This window comes from Klebsiella sp. 141251, from assembly GCF_050600725.1.
In the GTDB taxonomy this organism is placed as follows: domain Bacteria; phylum Pseudomonadota; class Gammaproteobacteria; order Enterobacterales; family Enterobacteriaceae; genus Klebsiella; species Klebsiella aerogenes.
Genome location: NZ_JAQIRG010000011.1, coordinates 63167 through 85568, shown reverse-complemented (window position 1 = coordinate 85568; position 22402 = coordinate 63167). Strand labels below are relative to the sequence as shown.

22 protein-coding genes are annotated in these 22402 nt (G+C 58.2%); 10 read left to right on the top strand and 12 right to left on the bottom strand.

Going from position 1 to position 22402, the window contains the following annotated elements; all coding sequences use genetic code 11:
- Nucleotides 1-202: 202 nt before the first annotated feature.
- Nucleotides 203-1072, bottom strand: coding sequence for a helix-turn-helix domain-containing protein (locus PGR09_RS21480; protein ID WP_045395518.1), 870 nt, complete (start codon nucleotides 1070-1072; stop codon nucleotides 203-205).
- Between the two features lie 24 nt (nucleotides 1073-1096).
- Complete coding sequence (pobA, locus tag PGR09_RS21475; protein ID WP_063447351.1) at nucleotides 1097-2281, bottom strand: 4-hydroxybenzoate 3-monooxygenase; 1185 nt, start codon at nucleotides 2279-2281, stop codon at nucleotides 1097-1099.
- Nucleotides 2282-2551: 270 nt separating this feature from the next.
- On the opposite strand from pobA, the gene PGR09_RS21470 reads away from it, so the two are divergent.
- From PGR09_RS21470 to opgB, 6 genes are all read left to right on the top strand, one after another.
- Nucleotides 2552-3328, top strand: coding sequence for a threonine/serine ThrE exporter family protein (locus tag PGR09_RS21470; protein ID WP_348876888.1), 777 nt, complete (start codon nucleotides 2552-2554; stop codon nucleotides 3326-3328).
- The gene (locus tag PGR09_RS21465) at nucleotides 3319-3792 is read left to right on the top strand and encodes a threonine/serine exporter (protein WP_045395512.1); all 474 of its coding nucleotides are present in this window, start codon (nucleotides 3319-3321) and stop codon (nucleotides 3790-3792) included. The genes PGR09_RS21470 and PGR09_RS21465 overlap by 10 nt, the downstream gene beginning before the upstream one ends.
- 85 nt (nucleotides 3793-3877) lie before the next feature.
- Nucleotides 3878-4417 carry a primosomal protein DnaT gene (gene dnaT / locus PGR09_RS21460; RefSeq protein ID WP_430916501.1) on the top strand — a complete coding sequence of 180 codons (540 nt, stop codon included), beginning with the start codon at nucleotides 3878-3880 and terminating at the stop codon, nucleotides 4415-4417.
- Between the two features lie 2 nt (nucleotides 4418-4419).
- Entirely contained in the window at nucleotides 4420-5157 is a 738-nt protein-coding gene (gene dnaC / locus PGR09_RS21455; RefSeq protein WP_026612409.1) for a DNA replication protein DnaC, read from the top strand.
- 65 nt (nucleotides 5158-5222) lie between these two features.
- Complete coding sequence (locus PGR09_RS21450) at nucleotides 5223-5714, top strand: DUF2501 domain-containing protein (RefSeq protein ID WP_430916500.1); 492 nt, start codon at nucleotides 5223-5225, stop codon at nucleotides 5712-5714.
- A 256-nt stretch (nucleotides 5715-5970) separates the two neighbouring features.
- A complete protein-coding gene (opgB, locus tag PGR09_RS21445) occupies nucleotides 5971-8262 on the top strand; it encodes a phosphatidylglycerol--membrane-oligosaccharide glycerophosphotransferase (RefSeq protein WP_430916499.1) in 2292 nt (763 codons plus the stop codon).
- A gap of 27 nt (nucleotides 8263-8289) precedes the next feature.
- On the opposite strand, the gene PGR09_RS21440 is transcribed toward opgB, so the two are convergent.
- A complete protein-coding gene (locus tag PGR09_RS21440; protein ID WP_045395507.1) occupies nucleotides 8290-9105 on the bottom strand; it encodes a GNAT family N-acetyltransferase in 816 nt (271 codons plus the stop codon).
- 32 nt (nucleotides 9106-9137) lie between these two features.
- Between PGR09_RS21440 and PGR09_RS21435 the strand changes: the two genes are divergently transcribed.
- Both PGR09_RS21435 and PGR09_RS21430 read left to right on the top strand, forming a co-directional pair.
- Nucleotides 9138-9671, top strand: coding sequence for a GNAT family N-acetyltransferase (locus tag PGR09_RS21435; protein ID WP_045395505.1), 534 nt, complete (start codon nucleotides 9138-9140; stop codon nucleotides 9669-9671).
- An 81-nt stretch (nucleotides 9672-9752) separates the two neighbouring features.
- A complete protein-coding gene (locus tag PGR09_RS21430) occupies nucleotides 9753-10616 on the top strand; it encodes a MurR/RpiR family transcriptional regulator (RefSeq protein ID WP_015368411.1) in 864 nt (287 codons plus the stop codon).
- On the opposite strand, the gene PGR09_RS21425 is transcribed toward PGR09_RS21430, so the two are convergent.
- The 5 genes from PGR09_RS21425 to PGR09_RS21405 all read right to left on the bottom strand — a co-directional run bounded on the left by PGR09_RS21425 (nucleotide 10613) and on the right by PGR09_RS21405 (nucleotide 15597).
- Complete coding sequence (locus tag PGR09_RS21425; RefSeq protein ID WP_430916498.1) at nucleotides 10613-11212, bottom strand: 2-dehydro-3-deoxy-6-phosphogalactonate aldolase; 600 nt, start codon at nucleotides 11210-11212, stop codon at nucleotides 10613-10615. The genes PGR09_RS21430 and PGR09_RS21425 overlap by 4 nt on opposite strands.
- Nucleotides 11199-12071 carry a 2-dehydro-3-deoxygalactonokinase gene (locus PGR09_RS21420; RefSeq protein WP_047043876.1) on the bottom strand — a complete coding sequence of 291 codons (873 nt, stop codon included), beginning with the start codon at nucleotides 12069-12071 and terminating at the stop codon, nucleotides 11199-11201. Before PGR09_RS21420 ends, PGR09_RS21425 begins: the two co-directional genes overlap by 14 nt.
- A 9-nt stretch (nucleotides 12072-12080) precedes the next feature.
- Complete coding sequence (locus PGR09_RS21415) at nucleotides 12081-13568, bottom strand: sodium:solute symporter family protein (RefSeq protein ID WP_047043874.1); 1488 nt, start codon at nucleotides 13566-13568, stop codon at nucleotides 12081-12083.
- A 186-nt stretch (nucleotides 13569-13754) separates the two neighbouring features.
- Nucleotides 13755-14147 carry a RidA family protein gene (locus PGR09_RS21410; RefSeq protein ID WP_047043872.1) on the bottom strand — a complete coding sequence of 131 codons (393 nt, stop codon included), beginning with the start codon at nucleotides 14145-14147 and terminating at the stop codon, nucleotides 13755-13757.
- A 10-nt stretch (nucleotides 14148-14157) separates the two neighbouring features.
- Entirely contained in the window at nucleotides 14158-15597 is a 1440-nt protein-coding gene (locus tag PGR09_RS21405; protein ID WP_047078023.1) for an N-acyl-D-amino-acid deacylase family protein, read from the bottom strand.
- On the opposite strand from PGR09_RS21405, the gene PGR09_RS21400 reads away from it, so the two are divergent.
- Together PGR09_RS21400 and PGR09_RS21395 are read left to right on the top strand one after the other, a co-directional pair.
- Nucleotides 15575-15754 carry a hypothetical protein gene (locus PGR09_RS21400; protein ID WP_042929906.1) on the top strand — a complete coding sequence of 60 codons (180 nt, stop codon included), beginning with the start codon at nucleotides 15575-15577 and terminating at the stop codon, nucleotides 15752-15754. The genes PGR09_RS21405 and PGR09_RS21400 overlap by 23 nt on opposite strands.
- 43 nt (nucleotides 15755-15797) lie before the next feature.
- Nucleotides 15798-17018 carry an amino acid deaminase gene (locus PGR09_RS21395; RefSeq protein ID WP_430916497.1) on the top strand — a complete coding sequence of 407 codons (1221 nt, stop codon included), beginning with the start codon at nucleotides 15798-15800 and terminating at the stop codon, nucleotides 17016-17018.
- Nucleotides 17019-17155: 137 nt separating this feature from the next.
- On the opposite strand, the gene PGR09_RS21390 is transcribed toward PGR09_RS21395, so the two are convergent.
- From PGR09_RS21390 to PGR09_RS21375, 4 genes are read right to left on the bottom strand one after another with little or no spacing between them, the layout of a single operon-like run.
- Nucleotides 17156-18172: an Ldh family oxidoreductase gene (locus PGR09_RS21390; RefSeq protein WP_430916496.1), complete on the bottom strand. Its 1017-nt coding sequence runs from the start codon at nucleotides 18170-18172 to the stop codon at nucleotides 17156-17158.
- A gap of 11 nt (nucleotides 18173-18183) precedes the next feature.
- Nucleotides 18184-19785 carry an APC family permease gene (locus PGR09_RS21385; RefSeq protein WP_047043864.1) on the bottom strand — a complete coding sequence of 534 codons (1602 nt, stop codon included), beginning with the start codon at nucleotides 19783-19785 and terminating at the stop codon, nucleotides 18184-18186.
- Between the two features lie 15 nt (nucleotides 19786-19800).
- The gene (locus PGR09_RS21380) at nucleotides 19801-21405 is read right to left on the bottom strand and encodes an aldehyde dehydrogenase (NADP(+)) (protein ID WP_289578325.1); all 1605 of its coding nucleotides are present in this window, start codon (nucleotides 21403-21405) and stop codon (nucleotides 19801-19803) included.
- A gap of 14 nt (nucleotides 21406-21419) precedes the next feature.
- On the bottom strand, nucleotides 21420-22340 hold the full coding sequence (locus tag PGR09_RS21375) for a dihydrodipicolinate synthase family protein (protein WP_320482978.1): 921 nt from the start codon (nucleotides 22338-22340) through the stop codon (nucleotides 21420-21422).
- Between the last annotated feature and the right edge of the window lie 62 nt (nucleotides 22341-22402).

The following is a 22402-nucleotide window of genomic DNA, read 5'->3' as shown; positions in this document are numbered from 1 at the left end:
ACAATAAATATTATTTGCCAATTGAATCTTTATCGTCCCTGGCGGGCATGACGTATGCCCTGAACTTCATTCCATAACCATGAGAGATATATTAGCATTACTCTCACCAGCGATTTACCCTAACACAAAATGATGTCATCAATAAATTAGAAAAAATTAAAACCCTCATTAGTAAAATTACCTTAAAAATTAAATAAATAACTTATTTAATTTCTTTCCTAAATGCTTTCGGTGAGATCCCGCTATAGCGCCTAAAGAATCTCGAAAAATAAGCAGCATCAGTAAATCCTAAATAATCAGAAAGTTGGGTGATAGTCATGCTGGTATATTGTAGGTTACGCCGTGCTTCTAACATTAAACGTTGATGTAATACGCCTAATGCGCTGCAGCCATGAAATTCACGACACAAATAATTTAAATGCGTTGTGGAGAGCCCCACGAGCCTTGCATATTCAGCCAGCGGCAGATGTTCCCGATAGTGGCTTTCAATCAGACGTGAAAAATGCCGCATGACGCTGCGCTTACGCTCTGCTTTGTCCTCTGTCATTGGTGTCGGCTGGCACTGGCGATTTAACCATACCAATAGTGCTCCCAGCAGCGAATGCAGCATCATTTCGCGCGCATCATGCTCCTCGCAATACTCTTCACGCAAGGCGGTAAACAGTGAACGAATATGGCCGCGGGAGCGTTTCACCGCCACGCACTGCGGCTGCGATAGCACATCAAGCGTACGCCCAAACTGGTTTTCAAAGCGGCTCAGCAACGGCTGCGACAGCGACAGGACAAACCCTTGGGTACCGGGCGAGAAACGAAAGCCGTGGATGCATAATGCCGGCACGACCTGAATACAGGCTTCGGTCATCACCCTGGTGACGCCTTCAATTTCAATTTCAGCACGCCCCTTATGCAGATATAACAGCTGTACCATTTCGGCATGTTGATGTACGCGGATATGCCACTCATAAAGGCTGCTGCGCTGCAAAATGGATTCGCAATGCAGCAGATCCGGCGTCGGCCAACCGCGCTCTTCGCCATACAAGGTAAAAACGGGAATCGTGTTCGCGGTTAACATGGTCTCTCCAGTTTTCGTTTGTCGTTACGTGACGCGCTCCATCGGCAACCCCACATAGTTTTCGGCAATGGTCGTTAGCCCAGCGCGAGAACCCAGATAGTAGCGGCGGTCGGCGGCCTGCATTTTTTTATCGAATTCATTCTGTTCAGGAAAGTCGTGCAACAGGCGAGTCATAAACCAGCTGAATCTTTCTCCTTTCCACACGCGGTCGAGAGCAAAGCGTGAATAGCTGGCGATCAGGTCCTCGCGGCCATGGTGATAATATTCGCGCAGGATCCGCCATAAATAATTGACATCCGACGCCGCCAGATTCAGCCCCTTTGCGCCGGTTGGCGGCACGATATGCGCGGCATCGCCGACCAGAAACAGTCTGCCGTACTGCATCGGCTCAACGACGTAACTGCGCAGCGGCGCAATACTTTTCTCAAGTGAGTGACCAGTTACTAACTTATTTGCCAGATCCTCCGGCAAACGGCGTTTTAGCTCATCCCAGAAGCGTTCATCAGACCACGCCGAGACGCTATCGCTTAGCGGCACCTGCAGGTAATAGCGGCTACGGGTGAGTGAGCGCTGACTACACAATACAAACCCGCGTTCATGATGGGCGTAAATCAGTTCCGGATTCACCGGCGGCGTATCCGCCAGCAAACCTAACCAACCAAACGGCCACACGCTTTCATACTCTTTGAGAATGTCACGTGGAATGGTTTGCCGCGAAACGCCGTGGAAGCCATCGCAACCTGCAATAAAATCGCACTCCAGGCGACATTTTTCGCCGCCGCTTACGTATGAGACTGCCGGCCGATCGCTTTTAACATCTTCGAGTGCAACCTCGCTAACGCCATAAATAATCGGCGCGCCACTGTCGCGTCTTGCCGCCATCAGGTCACGGGTGACTTCGGTCTGACCATAGACCATCACGCTTTTACCGCCGGTCAACTCGCTGAGCGGTACCGGCACTCGTTGGCCTTCAAATAAAAACTCTACGCCATGATGAACCAGCCCTTCCGCGTCCATTCGCTTTGCCACCCCTGCTTCGCGCAGTAGCTCGACGGTGCCATTTTCCAGTATCCCGGCGCGGATGCGCCCCAGCACATATTCCGCACTCTGACGCTCAAGGATAACGGTATGAATACCAGCGTTATGCAGCAGTTGGCCCAACAGCAGCCCCGACGGGCCCGCGCCAATAATGGCAACCTGTGTTCTCATAGGGTACTCGCTCTCGAAAGTTAATTATTTGTTTTTTTTTTGTTTATTAAAAGTTCACAGATGCATTTTTGATAACTCAAACGGGAAAAAGAAGGGATGAATGGCGGTAAAAATTGCACTTTCCAACGAAGTGACGAAAGTGTGGCGCGGTTCAAATTTCAGCCAACGCCATTGATGGAGCAATTTTTGCACATTGTTTGATCCCGCACGCCGCACAACGGGGTGGAGTTCAGGTAAAAGTATCAATAGAGACGCGGACAGCAGGTACTTATGCAGGTAGATAAATCAGAACAGCGCGCCATCACCCGGCTGTGTATTCAGTGTGCCCTTTATTTACTCCAGCACGGCGCGGAAAGCGCGCTGGTGGAAGAGCTTTCTACCCGGCTTGGGCGGGCATTAGGCATGGATAGCGTTGAGAGCGCCATCTCTTCTAACGCGATTGTGCTAACGACGATTAAAGATGGTGAATGCCTGACGTCCACGCGCAAAAACAGCGATCGCGGAATTAACATGCACGTGGTGACGGAGGTACAGCATATCGTGATCATGGCCGAACATAAGCTGCTGGATTATAAAGACGTCGAGAAGCGCTTCGCGCAAATTAAACCCCTACGCTACCCGCGTTGGCTGCTGGTGTTGATGGTTGGCCTTTCCTGCGCCTGCTTTTGTAAATTGAACAACGGCGGTTGGGATGGCGCGGTGGTCACCTTCTTTGCCAGCACCGTCGCCATGTATATTCGCCAGTTGCTGACCCATCGCTCCATGCATCCGCAGATTAATTTCTGCATTACCGCCTTCGTCGCCACCACGATTTCCGGGCTGATGCTGCGCCTGCCGACATTTAGCGACACGCCGACTATCGCCATGGCCGCCAGCGTGCTGTTGCTGGTTCCCGGCTTTCCGTTAATTAACGCCGTCGCCGATATGTTCAAGGGCCATATCAATACCGGGCTGGCCCGCTGGGCGATCGCCAGCCTGCTGACGCTGGCGACCTGTATCGGGGTGGTGATGGCAATGACCGTGTGGGGGCTACGCGGATGGGCATAATCTCTTTTCTTTTCGACCTGGCGCAGGATATGGCGCTGGCGGCCATCCCTGCTGTCGGCTTTGCGATGGTGTTCAACGTCCCGCAGCGCGCGCTGCGCTGGTGCGCATTACTGGGCGCTATCGGCCACGGCTCGCGGATGGTAATGATGAGCGCAGGCTTCAACATTGAATGGGCCACCTTTCTCGCCGCGTTACTGGTCGGCAGTATCGGCATTCAGTGGTCGCGCTGGTATCTGGCGCATCCGAAGATATTTACCGTCGCCGCGGTGATCCCAATGTTTCCGGGTATTTCGGCCTATACGGCGATGATCTCGGCCGTCAAAATTAGCCATTTTGGTTATTCCGAGGAGATGATGATTATGCTGCTGAGCAATTTTTTAAAAGCCTCCTCCATCGTCGGGGCGCTCTCTATCGGGCTTTCTATCCCTGGGCTGTGGCTGTACCGCAAACGCCCGCGCGTGTAACCGGCAGCGCTGCTTCCTGGCCTCGCACTATGCTACTATGTCAGCAATTCCCCCACTCTTTGCTGTTCAGAGTTGAGATAGCGTTATGTCTTCACGAATTTTAACCACCGACTTTTGCGGTCTTGACGATTTCGTCGAGAACCACACGGCCAGGCTGCAAAAATCAGCCAGCGGCGCCGTCGCCGTGTTTGCCAATAACGCCCCCGCGTTTTACGCGCTGACGCCGGAGCGCCTGGCGCAGCTGCTGGAGCTGGAAGCGAAACTGGCGCGCCCCACCAGCGATATCGCGCTGGATGCGCAGTTCTTTGACGAGCCGAGCGCCGCGCCCGTCGCCGTGCCGATGGGTAAATTCGCTATGTATGCCGGCTGGCAGCCGGATGCCGATTTTCAACGTCTGGCGGCGTTATGGGGCATCGCCCTGACGCAGCCGGTCACCCCGGAAGAACTGGCCGCCTTCGTCGCCTACTGGCAAGCGGAAGGCAAAGTTTTCCACCACGTGCAGTGGCAGCAAAAGCTGGCGCGTAGTGTGCAAATTGGCCGCGCCAGCAACGGCGGGCAGCCGAAGCGCGACGTAAACGCCATTAGCGAACCCGATAACCAGATCCCGCGAGGTTTCCGAGGATGAGCATGAAAAACGTTGGCGATCTTATGAAGCGCCTGCAAAAAATGATGCCAGCCCACGTGCAACCGGCGTTTAAAACCGGCGAAGAGCTGTTGGCCTGGCAAAAAGAACAAGGCAAGCTGCGTTCGGAGGCGCTGGAGCGGGAAAACCGGGCGATGAAAATGCAGCGCACCTTTAACCGCTCCGGGATCCGCCCCTTACATCAAAATTGTTCATTCGATAATTACCGCGTCGAAAACGACGGGCAGATGATCGCCTTGTCCCGCGCTCGTCAGTACGTTGAAGAGTTTGACGGCAACATCGCGAGCTTTATTTTCTCCGGCAAGCCGGGCACCGGTAAAAATCATCTTGCCGCCGCTATCTGCAACGAGCTGCTGCTGCGCGGTAAATCAGTATTAATCATCACCGTCGCCGATATTATGTCGGCAATGAAAGATACCTTCGGTAATCGGGAAACCAGCGAAGAGCAACTGCTAAGCGACCTGAGCCGGGTCGATCTGCTGGTTATCGACGAAATCGGTATGCAAACGGAATCGCGCTACGAGAAAGTGATAATCAACCAGATTGTCGATCGTCGCTCCTCCTCGAAACGTCCAACCGGCATGCTGACCAACAGTACGATGGACGAAATGAACAAACTGCTCGGCGAACGCGTCATGGATCGCATGCGCCTCGGCAATAGCCTGTGGGTGAACTTCACCTGGGATAGCTACCGCGATCGCGTTACCGGTAAAGAGTATTGAGAGATTTCCGAGCTCAAGCGGCGTTATACTGAAGAGATTCTTAAGTAACGACGAAGAGTACGTTTATGAAATCTTTGCAGACAGCTTTTTGCGCCGCTATCGCAGCCGGCGCGTTGATGGCGCCCCCCACCTACGCCGCCTCCTGGCAGGACTCACTCAATAGCGCCGCCAGCCAGCTCAGCAGCAGTTCCCAACAGAGCGGCGGCGGTATGTCTATGTCGTCCTTAACCAGCCTGCTCAACGGCGGCAACCAGGCGCTCACCTCCAGCAGCATGAACAATGCCGCCGGCATTCTCTCTTACTGCGCGCAAAAAAAACTGACCTCGGTCACCAACGCCGACAACGTGAAAAACCAGGTACTGGATAAGCTTGGCCTGAGCACGCCGGAGAAACAGAAACAAGATACCGGTTATCTGGAAGGGCTACAGGGATTGCTGAGCAGCAATAACGGCCAGCAGTTGAATCTCAACACCCTCGGCAGCAGCCCGCTGGCTGAAAAAGTGAAGACCAAGGCCTGTGACCTGGTGCTGAAACAGGGCGTTAATTTCCTGTCTTAAATTTCCCCGCCGATGCCGCGTTTGGCGCTTTAGCGTTGCCAGCGCGGCCGCAATCGCTATTTTTACTTTTCTGCTCCTGTTTTCCGCGCTATGACAGGATGAGACATCGTACAAAAAAGACGCTTTCTAAACCAATTCTGAATCACAGCACACTTTCATGACACTACAATTGCAGCAGAAAGACGCTGCCATTACAGTGTAGCGTGAAAATCGATCTATCCGGCCAGCCCGCCGCTGGCGCACATGAGGGTTAGCTGTGTCAGAGTTGTTATCCATCGCCTTGTTTCTCGCCTCGGTGGTGATCTATGCCTGGAAAGCCGGTCGCAATACCTGGTGGTTTTCTGCCACTCTTGCGGTGCTGGGGCTGTTTGTTGTGCTCAATATCACCCTCTACGCCAGCGACTACTTCACCGGCGACGGTATTAACGACGCGGTACTTTATACCCTGACCAACAGCCTGACCGGCGCGGGCGTCAGTAAATATATTCTGCCAGGTATCGGTCTGGTGCTGGCGCTGGTCGCCGTATTTGGCGCTCTCGGCTGGATATTACGCCGTCGCCGCCATCATCCGCATCACTTTGGCTACAGCCTGATTGCGCTGGTACTGGCGCTGGCCTCCGTCGATGCCAGCCCGGCGTTCCGCCAAATCACCGAACTCGTGAAATCGCAGTCCCGCGACGGCGATCCGGACTTCACGGCTTACTACAAAGAGCCGTCGAAAAGCATCAACAATCCGCATCTGAATCTGGTCTATATCTACGGCGAGAGCCTGGAACGCACCTACTTCAATAACGAGGCTTTCCCGGAGCTGACGCCGGAACTGGGTAAAATCAAAAGCGAAGGGCTGGATTTCAGCAACACCGCACAGCTTCCCGGCACCGATTACACCATCGCCGGTATGGTCGCTTCCCAGTGCGGTATTCCGCTGTTCGCGCCGTTCGAAGGCAACGCTTCCGCGGCGGTATCCAGCTTCTTCCCGCAAAATATCTGCCTTGGCGATATCCTGAAAAACTCCGGTTACGAAAACTACTTTGTGCAGGGCGCCAACCTGCGTTTTGCCGGTAAAGACGTTTTCCTCAAATCTCACGGTTTCGATCACTTGTTCGGCGCGGAAGAGCTGAAAACAACGGTGGCCGACCCGTCCTACCGCAACGACTGGGGCTTCTACGATGACACCGTGCTCGACGAAACGTGGAAAAAGTTCGAAGAGCTCTCCCAATCCGGCAAACGCTTCTCGCTGTTCGCCCTCACCGTCGATACCCACCACCCTGACGGCTTTATCTCGCGCACCTGCGAGCGCAAACGCTATGACATGGATGGCAAAAAGAACCTCTCCTTCAGCGCCGTGGCCTGTAGCCAGGAGCACATCGCCGCGCTGATTGAAAAGATTAAGGCCTCGCCGTACTTCAAAAATACGGTCATCGTGGTCTCGTCCGATCATCTGGCGATGAAAAACAGCGCCTGGGATTATCTGAACAAACAGGATCGCAGCAATCTGTTCTTTATCCTGCGCGGCGACCAGCCTCAACAGGATGTGCTGGCCGTGAAGCGTAATACCATGGATAACGGCGCAACGGTGCTGGATATTCTCGGCGGCGATAACTATATCGGCCTCGGCCGCAGCAGCCTTTCCGCCGAATCGCTTTCAACCATTTTCATGAATATGAAAGAGAAAGTGCTGGCCTGGAAGCCAGATGTCATTCGTCTGTGGAATTTCCCGAAGGAGATTAAGAGCTTCAGTATCGACTCGCAGAAGAACATGATCGCATTCTCCGGTAGCCACTTCCGTCTGCCGCTGCTGCTGCGGGTCTCGGATCAGCGCGTCGAACCGATTCCGGAAAGCGAATACTCGGCACCGCTGCGCTTCCAGCTGGCGGACTTCGCCCCGCGCGACAACTTCGTATGGGTCGACCGCTGCTACAAGATGGGCCAACTGTGGCGGCCGGAACTGGCGCTGTCCACCGACTGGTGTGTCTCGCAAGGACAACTGGGCGGCGAACAAAAAGTACAGCATGTCGATAAACCACAGTGGCAGGGCAAAACCGCCTTCAAAGATACCGTCATCGATATGGAGCGCTATAAAGGCAACGTCGATACGTTGAAAATTGTCGATAACGATATTCGCTACAAAGCCGACAGTTTCGTGTTTAACGTCGCCGGCGCGCCGGAAGAGGTCAAACAGTTCAGCGGCATCTCGCGACCTGAGCTATGGGGACGCTGGTCCAACGCTCAGCTCGGAGACGAAGTGAAGATTGAGTACAAAGAGCCACTGCCGGAAAAATTCGACCTGGTGATCACCGCCAAAGCCTTCGGCCCGAACGCCAACCAGCCGATACCGGTACGCGTCGGGAAAAGTGAGCAAGTACTTACTTTAGCCAATGAAGTGACCACCACAACGCTGCATTTCGACAATCCGGCGCGCAGCAACACCTTAACTATCACTCCGCCGGAACCGCAGTCCACCAACGAAGGCAACATTGTCGGTCACGCGCCGCGCCAGTTAGGCATTGGCATGGTGGATATTAAAATCGTCAGACGCGAAGGCTAATACCCGTAGCCCGGCTCCGCCGCCGGGCTAGTTCAACGGTAGGCACATCTCGTACTGCTGCAGCGCCAGCGGCGCATAGCCCGCCGATTTAAACAGCGGCGTGAAGGTTTCCGGGATGGTCACCGAAGTGCTTAGTCCAGGAAACTGTTGAGCCAGCGCGAGCAGCATTTCTCGCCCCAGCCCGCGTCCGCGCGCCGCCGGCGTCAGCCATAAAAACTGTAGCTGCGGCTTGCTGGCGGTGGTTGCCAGCACGGCGAAGGCCTGCTGCTGCAGCGTCAACGCCCGACAGGGCAAGGTAATAAAGGTCAGCGGATCCAGCAGCCACGGCAGTTGTCCTTCCAGCTCTACGCTTGCATGACGCAGCAGGCTCAGCAAATCGTAATCCTCCAGGGTGGACTCACGCGGCTCCGCTTGCGCCGCGCTGAGATAGCCGCACAGCCCGTGACGCACGGTAAAACCCAATGACTGATACAGCGCCACCGCCCGGTGATTATCGCGGATCACTTCCAGCCACATTCGCTGTACGCCCTGAGCGCGTAAATCGGCGATAAGCGAAGTCATCAATTGTCGCCCTCGTCCTTTGCCGCGAAAGCCGGGATGAATAGCAAAAGCCGCCAGCCGCGCATCGCGCCCGCGGCGGGCGATGAGCCCGATAGCGGCCGGTTCATCTCCTGCCAACCACACTTTAGACTGCAACAGGTTTAACCCTTCGGCGCTAAAGCGCTGTACAAACAGATCTACCGACATCGACACCGGCACCAGATAATCGGCAAAGCAGTCATTCAAAATCGTAGTCAACTGCGCGCCGCTAAACTGGACGGCAGGAACGGCGGTGAACTCCATGCATTTCTCCCTGAGGCTGCTATGCTGAGGCAATGAAAACTAACACTATAAACCCCACCATCACTTTTCGCCTGACCGAAGAACGCGATCTGCCGCAGCTGCCCGCGCTGGAACGTTCGGCGGCACAGTCCTTTGCGCGCATTCCCGCTTTCGCCTGGCTGGCGGAAAGCCCGGTGATGAGCGTTGAACAGCACCGGCAATACCTGGAAACCGGCCACAGTCTACTGGCGCTCGCTGACGACAGGCCCGTCGGTTTCCTGCTGAGCGAGCCGCTGGACGATGCGCTATTTATTGTAGAAATCTCCGTCCATCAGCAGTGGCAGGGCCAGGGCATTGGCCGCGCCTTGCTTAGCCAAACTATCGACACCGCCCGCCGCGACGGCTTCCCGGCGGTGACGCTCACCACCTTTCGCGAGGTACCGTGGAACGCGCCCTTTTATACCCGGCTGGGCTTCACCATCCTCAATGAACTGCACCTACCCGAAGGGCTGGCGGCGAAACGCGCGCTGGAAGCAGAGCACGGCCTGACGGCGGAAACCCGCTGCGCGATGCGCCTTGATTTTTAACGCCGCGAGAGGCGCCGCGCTGATTTTGTCACCGGTATATGGTACAAAGTACCATTCCCAATACATAACCTGATACCCGGAATGGCCTACTCGATCGATATCATCTCCTGCATCACCGACCGCTTTATGGCGCTGACCGCGACCGAAAAGCGCATTGCGCAGTTTATTCTCGACGACGTCGCCGCCGCGGCGGAAATGCCGATTGCCGAACTGGCGCGCCTGACCGACACCAGCCAGGCATCGGTGACGCGCTTTGCGCGTGCGCTGGGCTGTAAAGACGTGCGCGAACTGAAAATGAAGCTCGCCCAGTCGCTGGCCATTGGTCAGCGCTTTATTCTCGATGTGCCGGATCTGGAAGGCGTACAGGGAATTTATGAGTCGATCATCAGCGTGCTGGAAACCAACCGCCGGGCGCTGGATCTTGCGGCGCTGAAACGCGCGGTGGAATGGATTAGCGACGCCCGTCAGGTGCTTGCGCTGGGTATGGGCGGCGGTTCGACCATCTGCGCGCAGGAGATCCAGTATCGCCTGTTCCGCCTCGGGTTGCCGGTAGTCAGCCAGAGCGACGGCCTGCTGGTGCGCATGATGAGTTCAGCGGTGACGGCGAAAGATGTGGTGATTGTGCTGTCGCTCGGCGGCTATACCAAAGAGATGATCGAAAGCGCCGCCATCGCCCGGCAATACGGGGCGAAAATTGTTGCCATTACCCCGCCGGAAACACCGCTGGCGGCGCAGGCCGATATCGTGCTGCCGCTACTGGTGAGCGAAAACGACTATATCTTTAAGCCCAGCGCTTCACGCTATGCGATGCTGGCGATGGTAGATGTGTTGGCCACCGAGCTGGCGATGGCCAATAAACCGCAGGCGAAAGACCGTCTGCGCCGCATTAAGCTGGCGCTCGACGACCACCGTGACGGCGTCGACCGACTGCCGCTCGGCGATTAATCGCCGCAGGCGGCGATAAAGCGGTGCGCCTGCTGGCGGGTACGCGCCAACGGCTGCCCGGCGCGGTAGAGATCGCTGCCTAATCCCGCCCCCGCGCAGCCCGCCTGACGCCAGCTGTGCAGATTTTCCGGCGTCACGCCGCCGACCGCCAGCACCGGCACCTCCGGCGGCAACACCGCTTTCAGCGCGCGGATATAGTCCGGGCCGAATGCCGATGACGGAAAGATTTTCAGCCATTGCGCCCCGGCATCCAGCGCGCTAAACGCCTCGGAGGCCGTCGCGCAGCCGGCGCACACCAGCATCCCCTTATCTACCGCGCGGCGGATCACCGCCGGGGCCGTATTGGGCGTCACGATAAGCTTCGCCCCGGCTTCAGCCAGAAAATCAACCTGTTCAACCTTCAGCACCGTCCCTGCGCCAATCACCGCCCGCTCGCCAAACTGGCGCACCATCGCTGGAATACTCTGCTGCCAGTCCGGCGAGTTAAGCGGAATTTCAATATAGCGAAAACCCGCATCGATTAGCGCGGCGATATGCTCCGCCGCCTCATCGGGTTGAATACCGCGTAAAATCGCCACCAGTTTAACCTTGTCCATCTATCATCCTCGCCATACCCGAAAGAAACGCCGCCTCGCCGGAACAACAAGAAACGGCCAATCCGCGTGCCGCCATCGCCTGCTGATAACGTGCGCTGAGCGAGTGCTCACCAACCAGCACCACGCGGCTGGCGCGGTAGCGTTCGCTAAAGGTCGCCACTTCCGCGCCAATCAACAGCCCGGAGAGATAATCGCTCACCGAAGTTGCCGCCAGCGCCCCTAACACCCGCGCGGCGCGAGCGCTGAATAACCCGTCCAGCAGCGCCGGCTGATTTAGCCCTTTTTCCATACCGAGGGCGAAAGCGGCGTCATCAGGTTGTTGTGCCGGCAGTTGCTGGCCGAGCAGCGAATGGTTAAGCAACAGGTGATGCAGTTCGCCGGTCATCGCGGTGGCGAACTGGCGCACCACGCCGTTCTGCACCTGCACCCATTTGCAGTGGGTGCCGGGCATCACGTAACACTCCGCGGGCATCCGTTGCCAGGCCCCCAGTAGCTGGGTCTCCTCGCCGCGCATCACGTCGTACTCTGCGGCCTGCGCTACTTTCAGCCCCGGCACGATCCACACTTTTTCCGCCACCTCATGTAACTGACCGTTGAGCGCCTCCAGCGCCAGCGGGCAGGCCAGATAAGGCACCGGTTGCCAACCGGCATCGCTACCGATCATGCCCGCCATCACCACCGGCAGTGCGGGGTCGCCGCGCCACGGCGCCAGCTGCTGCTGAAAAACCGCTTCGGCGCGTTGCCCGTTCAGGCGCGTGATGCCGTAAGGCAGCTTCAGCTTGTCGATGCATTCGCCATCGCGCATCCGCCATGCCCGCAGCTGCGTAGAGCCCCAATCGACGGCAATATACTCGTTCATGATGGCCCCTTACCCGCGTGAGGTATGACGTTTGCCAATTGGCAGCGGCGGCGGCGTTGGGCGGCTTTCACGTTCGTGGGTAATCATTTCCAGCGCCTGCTCGCGGCTCAGGCTGCTGGCCGGGGTCACTAACGTCACCACAACCGAAGCCACCAGGCTCGTCAGTACCGCCGGAATACACGGGTTGCCCCAGAACGCCAGCCAGTCGCTATCCACCAGCACCGCAACCGATGCCCCGGCGCCGCCGGCCAGCGCAGCGACCGCGCCCTGCCAGTTAAAGCGTGTCCAGAAACGGCCAAGCATGGTGCAGATAAACATCCCGGACATAATCATCGAGATCATTTTGGTGATATAGCTGATGATGTCGTTGGAGGTCAGGGCAAACAGCAGCGCCAGCGCAATCACCAGAACCAGGAAGATCCGCGACAGGCGAATCGCTTTCTCCGGCGCGGGCATATGGCCGGTCACCAGGGTGTAGAGGTCGCGCAGCATAATGGACACCGCGGCGATGGCATCAGAGCTGCCGGAAGACATATTGGCCGACATGCCGGCAATCAGGATCGCCATCGCCAGCACCGGCGGCAGCACCTGGGTGGCAAACAAGAAGGCGAAGCCGCTGTTCTCCAACTGCGGGTTCATGGTCCATACCGCCATACCGATGATCGCCGGCAGGAAGGAAAATCCCAAATACAGCAGGCCGGTAATCGTGAAGGACTGACGTACCGAAGAGACGGTCTTCGCCGAGTAAATACGCTGGCGATAAGAAGGGGTCGCCAGCACGCCGACGCCGATCACCATCGCCAGCGATAGCGCCGGCAGCACGCCTAATTTATCGACCGCGAACAGGCTTTGCGCCGCCGGATCGACGGCCTGCTGAATATGGCTCCAGCCGCCAACGTGATGGACTGCGAGTACCGCCATTAAAATAAAGCCGACGAACAGCACGATCGATTGAATAGTATCGATCCACACCACCGCGGAATAGCCGCCAATACCGACATAAACCACAAAAGCCAGCGCGATAATAATTTTCGCGACATTAATATCAATGCCGCTGGCCCACGCCAGATATAATCCGCCACCTAATATATGCGCTCCCAGCCAGCCGATAGAGGCAATAAAAATAAGTATCGCGACGAGGTTTTTAATTATTTTACTGCCGCCGGTGTAATACGACATTTCTTCACTCATGGTCATGAAGCGAAGTTTACGTACCGGAGCGAATAACCATGCCACCAGCAGAATCCCCACCGCGCCGCCGAGGCCGTAAAGCATCCCGGCCCAGCCGTTGCTGTAGCCAAAGCCGACGGCGCCGACGCTGGAGCCGGTGCCCACCATGGTGCCGACCGTCGAACCGAGAGTGAGGATCATCGGCAGCGAACGGCCGCCAAGTAAAAAGTCTTCGCCGGTTTTCTGTTTGCGCGAAACGTACCAGCCTAAGGTAATCATCGCGCAGGCATAAACGGAAAACCAAATCATAAATGACATATTATTCATGGCTCACATCCAGACGTAATAAATAATATTCGTGCCGCTGAATATTATGAGTTAACAGGAACCATGCCTGAAAAAAGGCATAGCGAACCCAGTGGCACCGATTTATTTATTCACTCTGGTGCCGATATCACACTTTTTTGATGCTCCCTCCCGCAAAGGGAGGGATTTATTTTTAGGTTTCGGGCGTTATTGTCGCGCAGCGTTAAAACAGGTCACATCCACTTCTACTTTACAATCCACCACCAGGTCCGCCACGCAGCAAATGCGCGCTGGCGGATTATCGCCAAAGAACTCGCGAAATACCTTATTGAACGACTGAAAATAGCGCGCGTCGGTGAGGATCACTTTCACGTGCACCACGTCCGCCATGCCGTAACCTGCTTCGCTCATGATGTCGACGCAGTTCTGGATCGCCAGCCGCGATTGTTCGACGATGCCGCCTTCCACGACTTCGCCATTTTTCATCGGCGTCTGCCCGGAGACATATAGCCAACCGCCCGCTTCCACCGCGCGGGCGAACGGCAGATGCTGACCGCCGGTTCCGGTACCGCCTTCCACGCCATAACGTTTGATACTCATACTCAACTCCTTAGTCCATCCGACGGCGCAGGAAACGCCCTGCCCGCCCGGTAATTTTCTTATCACTGCCGTAGCTCATCACGCCGTTGACCATCACCGCCTCAATGCCGTCCGCCGGGCGTTTCGGGTCGGAGAAACTGGCGACATCGCGCACCGTCTGCGGGTCAAACAGCACCAGGTCGGCGAAGTAGCCAATTTTCACCAGCCCGCGATCCGCCAGCTGGAAGCGCGCCGCCGACAGCCCGGTCATCTTGTGTACCGCGGTAGTCAGCGGGAATAGCTGCTCGTCGCGGCTATAGTGACCAAGTACCCGCGGGAAGGCGCCCCACAGGCGCGGATGCGGCATCGGATCGTTCGGTAGCCCGTCAGAGCCAATCATGGTGACCGGATAGCGCATCACCCGCCGTACGTCCTGTTCATCCATGTTGTAGTAGATAGCGCCCGCCGGCATCAGCCGCGCCGCGGCCTCGTGCAGGCTCACCTGCCACTCATCGGCGATCTGCTGCAGCGTTTTCCCCGCCTGCTCCGGCTGCGCTTCGGACCAGGTGATCACGATATCAAACTCATCGGTCACCTGTTTCATATCCAGCGTCGACGAGCTGGCGGAGTAGGGATAACAGTCGCAGGCGATATCCTGCTGCTGGCGCATCTCATCGAAAAACGCCAGCGTCTCTTTGGTACGCCCCCAGTTTTTCGCCCCGGCGCACTTGTGGTGCGAAACCACCACCGGCACGTTGCCGTGACGGCCGATACGGAAGGCTTCGTCCAGCGCCTCAAGAATCGGCTCGAACTCTGAACGTAAATGGGTGGTATAGACACCCTTCCCGGCGGCTAGCTCTTCCGCCAACGCCATCACCTCTTCGGTGGTCGACTGGAAGGCGCTGGCGTAGGCCAGCCCGGTACTGAGCCCTAATGCCCCCTGGCGCAGCGCATCGCGTAGCTGTACGCGCATGCCGGCGATTTCCGTCTCGTTCGCCGGACGAAACAGATCGTCCATATGGTTATTGCGCAGCGCGGTGTGACCGATTAACGTGCCGACATTCAGCGACGGCCGCGCCGCTTCAACCGCATGGGCATAAGCCTCCACGGTGGGATAGATAAAGTGCTGCTGCTCGCCAAGGAGATTCATCGGGTCCGGCACCTCGCCGCGCATAGTGGCGGTCGCCGCGCTAATCCCGCAGTTGCCGACGATCACCGTCGTCACCCCCTGGCTGAGCTTCGGCAAGTACTCAGGCATGCGGATAACGTTGATATCATCATGGGTATGCACATCAATAAAGCCCGGCGCCAGTACCCGCCCCTGGCCATCAATTTCCTGCTCCGCCGCGACGTCCAGCGCCGGGGCGATAGCGATTATTCGGTCGCCCTTCACCGCCACATCGGCACGGTATTGCGGCCCGCCGCTCCCGTCGATCACCGTGACGTTTTTGAAAAGCCAGTCAACTTTCATAGCAATTACTCCCTTTCGACATGCCGATAAGTTAACCATTTACAAGCGCAAAAAACAGTGGAAAACTACGCAAAACCCAGATCATTTTGTGATACTTTTATTCAAAACAAATAACATTTTTATATTAAAAATATATTTATCAAATAGTTATAAATGATACCCAGCGACTAACCGATTATAAACCCTGAAAGGATAGTGTTATGAAATACCATTCAGCACCGCTCATCCCGCACAAATCCGCCCTCATGTCCGCGCCGGCTAATCTGCTGGCGGAAGAGGTCTGTCTGCCCGCCGCGCTGTTAAAAAAGTCGGCGCTGGAAAACAATATTTCATGGATGCAGCGCTATGCCGACGCCCGCGGCGTGTCGCTGGCGCCGCATGGTAAAACGACAATGACGCCATGGATATTTCAGGCGCAGCAGCGAGCGGGAGCGTGGGGGATCGGCGTGGGTAGCGCCTGGCAGGCCAGCGCGGCGATGGCCAGCGGCATCCAACGCGTCCTGATGGTCAATCAGCTGGTCGGCAAGGCCAATATGCAGGTGGTCGCGCAGCTAAAAGCGCACTATCGGGCAGTGGATTTTATCTGCTGCGTCGATAGCGAGGCCAACGTGCGCGCCCTCTCCGCGTTCTTTGCCGCCCAGGGGCAAACGCTGGATGTGCTGATTGAACTTGGCGTGCCGGGCGGGCGCTGCGGCTGTCGTAGCGTCGATGACGCGCTGGCGCTTGCGCAGCGGGTAAGCGACCTGCCGGGGTTACGGCTACGCGGACTGGAATTGTATGAAGGAGTGTTGCACGGCGACGATCCGCAACCGCAGGTGGAAGCGTTATTACAACAGGCCGCGGCGCTTGCCTGCCGCATGGAGCCGCTGGTTGACGGCGAATTTATTCTCACCGGCGCGGGCACAGTCTGGTATGACGTGGTGTGCAACATCTGGCTGGCGGCGGCAAAACCGCGCCGCTGCCGTATCGTTATTCGCCCTGGCTGTTATATCACCCACGATCGCGGGATCTACGATCTCGCACAACAAGAGCTGATCGCCCGCGATCCGATTGCCTGCGATCTCGCCGGCGATCTCACTTCAGCGCTGGAGCTGATGGCGATGGTGCAATCGGTGCCGGAGGCGGATCGCGCGGTGGTGAATTTCGGCAAGCGCGACTGCGCTTTCGACGCCGGGCTGCCGCAGCCGATCGCCCATTATCGTAACGGCCTCCAGTTAGCGCTGCGCGCGGAGTCGATCGTCAGCACCGGCATCATGGATCAGCACTGCATGCTGCGCCTGGCGCCGGGCAGCGATGTGCAGGTCGGCGATATTCTGCTGTTCGGCACCTCGCACCCGTGTCTGACCTTTGATAAGTGGAAGACGTTGCTGCTGGTCGATAACGACTACAACGTGCTGGACGAGCTCGACACGCTGTTTTGACAGATATCCCGGGTGGCGGCGCTTCGCGCCTTACCCGGGCTACGCCGGCATGTGATTTGTAGGCCCGCGCAAGCGCAGCGCCGCCGGGCAATAACCGCGGGTAAAGAGCCAATTTCGCGCCGGATGGCGGCTGCGCCTTACCCGCCCTGGCGCAAGGCGCAAATCTCATCATGCAATGAACGGCTGATGACTACCCCCTGCCGCTCACTCTGCTGGCGGCAGGCGAAACGCCGCTCGCCCGGCAGCCGCGCCCCCTGATCCTGCATCGCATTGAACAACGTTTCGGCGCGCGCCAGCTGCTCTGGTGCCTGCGCGCCGAGAAAGCGCTGCGGATCCAGCGCCAGGATAAGCTCGCCGCCGTAGGGGAGACCGCCCGCGCCGTTATCCCACGCCAGCGATTCGGCGCTGGTCATATCGCCGATAAGCGGCCCGGCCAGCAGCTCGACCATTGCCGCCAGCGCCGAGCCCTTATGGCCGCCGAAAGTTAACATCGCGCCGTTCAGCACCTCCGCGGCATCGGTCGTCGGCTGTCCCTGACTGTCGATTCCCCACCCTTGCGGTAGCGCTTTGCCGGCGCGCTGATGCAGCTGGATCTCGCCGCGCGCCGCGGCGCTGGTCGCCATATCAACAATAAACGGCGGCTTATCTCGCCGCGGCCAGCCAAAGGCGATAGGGTTGGTGCCGAACAGCGGACGCGTGCCGCCCGCCGGAGCGACCCAGGCGTGGCTTGGCGTGCAGGACAGCCCCACCAGCCCTGCCTCGGTCAACGGCTCAATATCGGCAAACAGCGCGGAAAAATGGACGCAGTGGTTAATCGCCAACGCCGCAATGCCGCTGTGCCGCGCCTTCTCCAGCAGTAACGGCAGCGCGCGCTCGTAGGCCAGCAGCGAAAAGGCCCCGCCGGCGTCCGCCCGCGCAATCGCCGGCGCCTGATCGTGGATTTGCGGCTCGGCATCAGGCGATACCTTGCCTTTACGCAAGGTATCGACAATGCCCAACAGCCGCCACAGGCCGTGGGAAGCGCAGCCGTCGCGCTCCCCGGCGGCCACATTACGTGCAATGGCCGCCGCGTGGTCGGCGCTAAATCCATTGGCGCTGAGTACCTCCAGCGCCAGGTCATAAGCTTCAGGTAACGATAGAGTTACCGACTCCATACTGTTCTCCTTTACTCTTCTTCGTCTCCGCTAAAGTTAGCCTGCGGCAGGCAGCTGCGCGCGCCCCAGTAGTAAATCCCCAACGACATCGCCGCCACCAGCACCGTATCCCAGGGGTGACCTATGACATTAAGCCCGCCGAAGCTGCCCAGCCAGGAAAAGAGGATAATCAACGCATAAAAAACGATCAGCCACAGCGACGATTTCACCTGCTGCGCCAGGCTCACGGTATGTTCCGGCACCTTACCTTTGCACATCACATAGACGACAAACATCACGATTTGCAGCCCCAACAGCCACGAGAGCGTATTCCAGCCGGACCAGTAGACAATCAGCGCCGAGATCATAAACGATACCGGGCCGATGATGCCGAAGGCGCGCACGCGGAACGGCCGCGGCAGATCCGGCGCGTTGCGGCGCAGCCCGGCGGCGGTTACCGGGGCGATGGCGTAGCTCAGCACCAGGGCAGCCGACACCACGCTAATCAGCTGTTCCCAGGAGGGGAACGGCAGCGTCCAGAAAATCGACAGTCCAAAAGTCAGCCATAGCGCCGGGCGCGGAATACCGGACTCTTTATCAATATGGGTAAAGGCTTTAAAGAAGGTACCCGCCTTCGCCCAGCCGTAGATCACCCGCGGCGTCGCGTTCATATAGATATTGCCGGTGCCGCTCGGGGAGATAATCGCATCGCTTATCACCATAAAGGCCAGCCAACCCATGCCGAGGGTAATGGCGATATCGCGATACGGCAGCGAGAACTGTTTACTCACCTCGGCCCAACCGCCGTTCAGCATCTCGGTGGGGATACTGCCAAGGAACGCCAGCTGCAGCAGCACGTAGATAATCGTCGACAGCACCACTGATAAAATCAACGCAATAGGGATAGTCCGCTGCGGCTTTTGCACTTCGCTGGCTACCGAGATAATCGGCGTCAATCCCAGGTAAGCGAAGATAATTCCCCCCGCACTGATCGCCGCTTCCACCCCGGACATGCCGAATGGCGCAATACCCTGAGCGTGCAGGTTCTCCGGTTTAAAGAAGGCGAATAGCGTCACCACCACCAGCAGCGGCACCAGAAACTTGAGCACGCTGATGAAGTTGTTCGATCGGGCGAAGGTCTTGACACTGTAGTAGTTCAGCGCAAAGAAGAAACAGAGCAGCAGGAACTGCACCACCCACCCCAGCAGCGTCGGCGAACTGGAACCCGGCTGGGTCAACGCCGGAAACCAGGCCGCGGCATATTGCCGGGCGGCGACGATTTCAATTGAGATCAGGCTGGAGAAAGCGATCAAGGTGATGAACCCCAGCAGATAGCCCATCAGCTCACCGTGGGAAAAGACCGGGTAGCGAATAATGCCGCCGGCGCGCGGCAGCGCCGCCCCCAGTTCGCAGTAGACAATCCCCAACAGCAATACCGCAAAGCCGCCGATCACCCACGACGCGATCCCGGCCGGACCGGCGATGGAGGCCACGTGGCTGGCGGCGAATAACCATCCGGAGCCGAAAATCGCGCCCAGGCCGATAAACGTGAGATCCGTTAGGGTCAGCTGTTTTTTAAACTTACCCGACTCTGCAACGCGGGTTTGACTGTTATGCGTAGAGTGAATGGTCATGGTGATGCCCTTGCGTCAATGAGAGGAGGAAATCGCTTCCCGGGTCCACTGGCCGTTGACCAGGCGCAGCAGGTTCAAAGGGTTCGCATCCTGCAGCGCCGGCGGTAACAGGGCGGCGGGCGCGTTCTGCAGACAGACCGGGCGCAGAAAGCGTTCAATCGCCCGGCTGCCAACCGAAGTCCCGCGCGCGTCGGTGGTCGCCGGCCACGGGCCGCCGTGGACCATCGCATCGCACACTTCCACGCCGGTGGGATAACCGTTAAACAGTACCCGTCCGGCCTTTTCGCAAAGCAGCGGTAGCAGGCTCGCCGCCAGCGGGCCATCATCCGCCTCGGCATGCAGCGTCGCGGTGAGCTGCCCCTGCAGCGCTTTCACCACCGCCTGCAGCTGGGCCACGTCGTCCACTTCCACCAGTAGCGATAACGGGCCGAAAACCTCAGTCTGCAGCAGCGTATCCTGCGCCAGTAGATCCTCGGCCTGAGCCTGCCACAGCAGGGTCTGCGCCTGCCCGGTGCCGGCGGCGATGCCGTTCGCCAGCTTCTCGATACGCGGGTGCGCCGCAAGCGCCGCCACGCCCTGATGGTAGTGCTGAAGGGTCGGCGCATTGAGCAATACCTGCGGCGGGGAGCCCGCTACCGCCGCGCACAGCGCCGACTTAAAGCGTTCCAGCCCGGCGCCGCGCAGCGCCAGAATCAGCCCCGGACGGGTACAGAACTGGCCGCCGCCGAGGGTGAATGACGCCACCAGCTCGTTTGCCAGCGCCTCGGCCCGCGTCTGCAGCGCCTGCGGCAGAATAATCAATGGGTTAATCGCCGACATTTCAGCAAACAGCGGGATTGGCTGCGGGCGCTGCTGCGCCAGCTGATACAGCGCCTTACCACCGGCCAGCGAACCGGTAAAGCCAACGGCCTGAATCGCCGGATGGCGGACCAATTCGGCGCCAATATCGGTCCCGAAAATCATATTGAATACGCCGCCGGGTAAACCGCACCGCACCACCGCCCGGACGATCGCTTCAGCGGTCAGCTCGGCGGTGGCCATATGGCCCGGATGGGCCTTCACCACCACCGGGCAGCCAGCCGCCAGCGCCGAGGCGGTATCGCCGCCGGCGGTGGAAAAGGCCAACGGAAAGTTGCTGGCGCCAAACACCGCCACCGGCCCTAACGCCAGCTGATACTGGCGCAGGTCCGGGCGCGGCAGCGGCTGACGGTCGGCTAAGGCGGTATCAATACGGGCGGCGAAGATATCGCCGCGCTGAATCACGCCAGCAAACATTCTCAGCTGGCCGCTGGTGCGCGCCCGTTCACCCTGCAGCCGCGCCAGCGGCAGCGCGGTCTCCTGCCCGGCGATAGCAAAAAACGCCTCGCCCAGCGCATCCAGTTCATCAGCAATGGCGTTGAGAAAGCGCGCCCGCTGCTGCGGCGTGGTTTGTGAATAGATGGCAAAGGCCTGCTGCGCGGCTTCTGCGGCCTGAGCGGCTTCCTCGCGTGAAGCCGGATAAAAGCGGTGGCCGGTGGCTTCGCCGTCCACCGCCCGCAGGCTCAATAGCGTCGCCTCACCGCTGGCAATGCGGCGTCCGGCAATAAACTGCCGTCCCGCCGTGGTCTGAGATGCATTCATATTGACTCCTGTGCTCAGAGGCCGACATCCGGCAGCGTCGGACGAGTCGCCAGCGCCTGTTCAACGATCGTCACCACCTGCTGGCGCGTTTCGCCTTCCAGCGCCAGACGCGGCGGACGAGTGATGGCGCTGCCGCGACCCAGCAACTCTTCACACAGCTTGATGCACTGCACCAGATCCGGACGCGCATCGAGATGCAGAAGCGGCATGAACCAGCGGTACAGCGCCATCGCCTCTTCGTAACGCTGCTGACGGGCGAGACGGAATAACGTTTCCCCTTCGCGCGGGAAGGCGTTGGACATCCCGGAGATCCAGCCTTCCGCGCCGACGGCGATGCTTTCCACCACCACGTCATCCAGCCCGGCAAACAGCACGAAGCGGTCGCCAACGGTATTACGCAGGTCGATAAAGCGGCGGGTATCGCCGGAGGAGTCTTTAAAGCAGACGATGTTGTCGCAGTCGGTCAGGGTGGCGAGAATGTCCGGCGTCACGTCGTTTTTGTAAATCGGCGGGTTGTTGTAGACCATAATCGGCAGGTCGGTAGCGCTCGCCACGCTGCGGAAGTGGGCCGCGGTTTCATGTGGTTTTGAGGAGTAGACCAGCGCCGGCATCACCATGATCCCGTCGACGCCGACGCGCTCCGCCTCTTTCGCCATTTTCTGGGCAAAGGCGGTGGTGAACTCGGCCACCCCGGCGATGACCGGAATTTTGCCGCCGGCGGCGTCCTTCGCCACCTCGATAATCTGCAGTTTTTCATCGGTGCTCAGCGAGGTGTTTTCACCTACGCTGCCGCACACCACCAGCCCGGAAACGCCATCTTTCACCAGGTTTTTCATCACCGCGTGAGTGGCGTCTAAATCGAGGGAGTAGTCGCTACGAAACTGCGTGCTGACCGCCGGGAATACGCCGCTCCAGTGAATCGCTTTTTTGCTCATGCTCGGTTCCTTGTCGTCATTTTGTTAAGTCGAAGTGAATGAATGGTGAATATTCACTGACA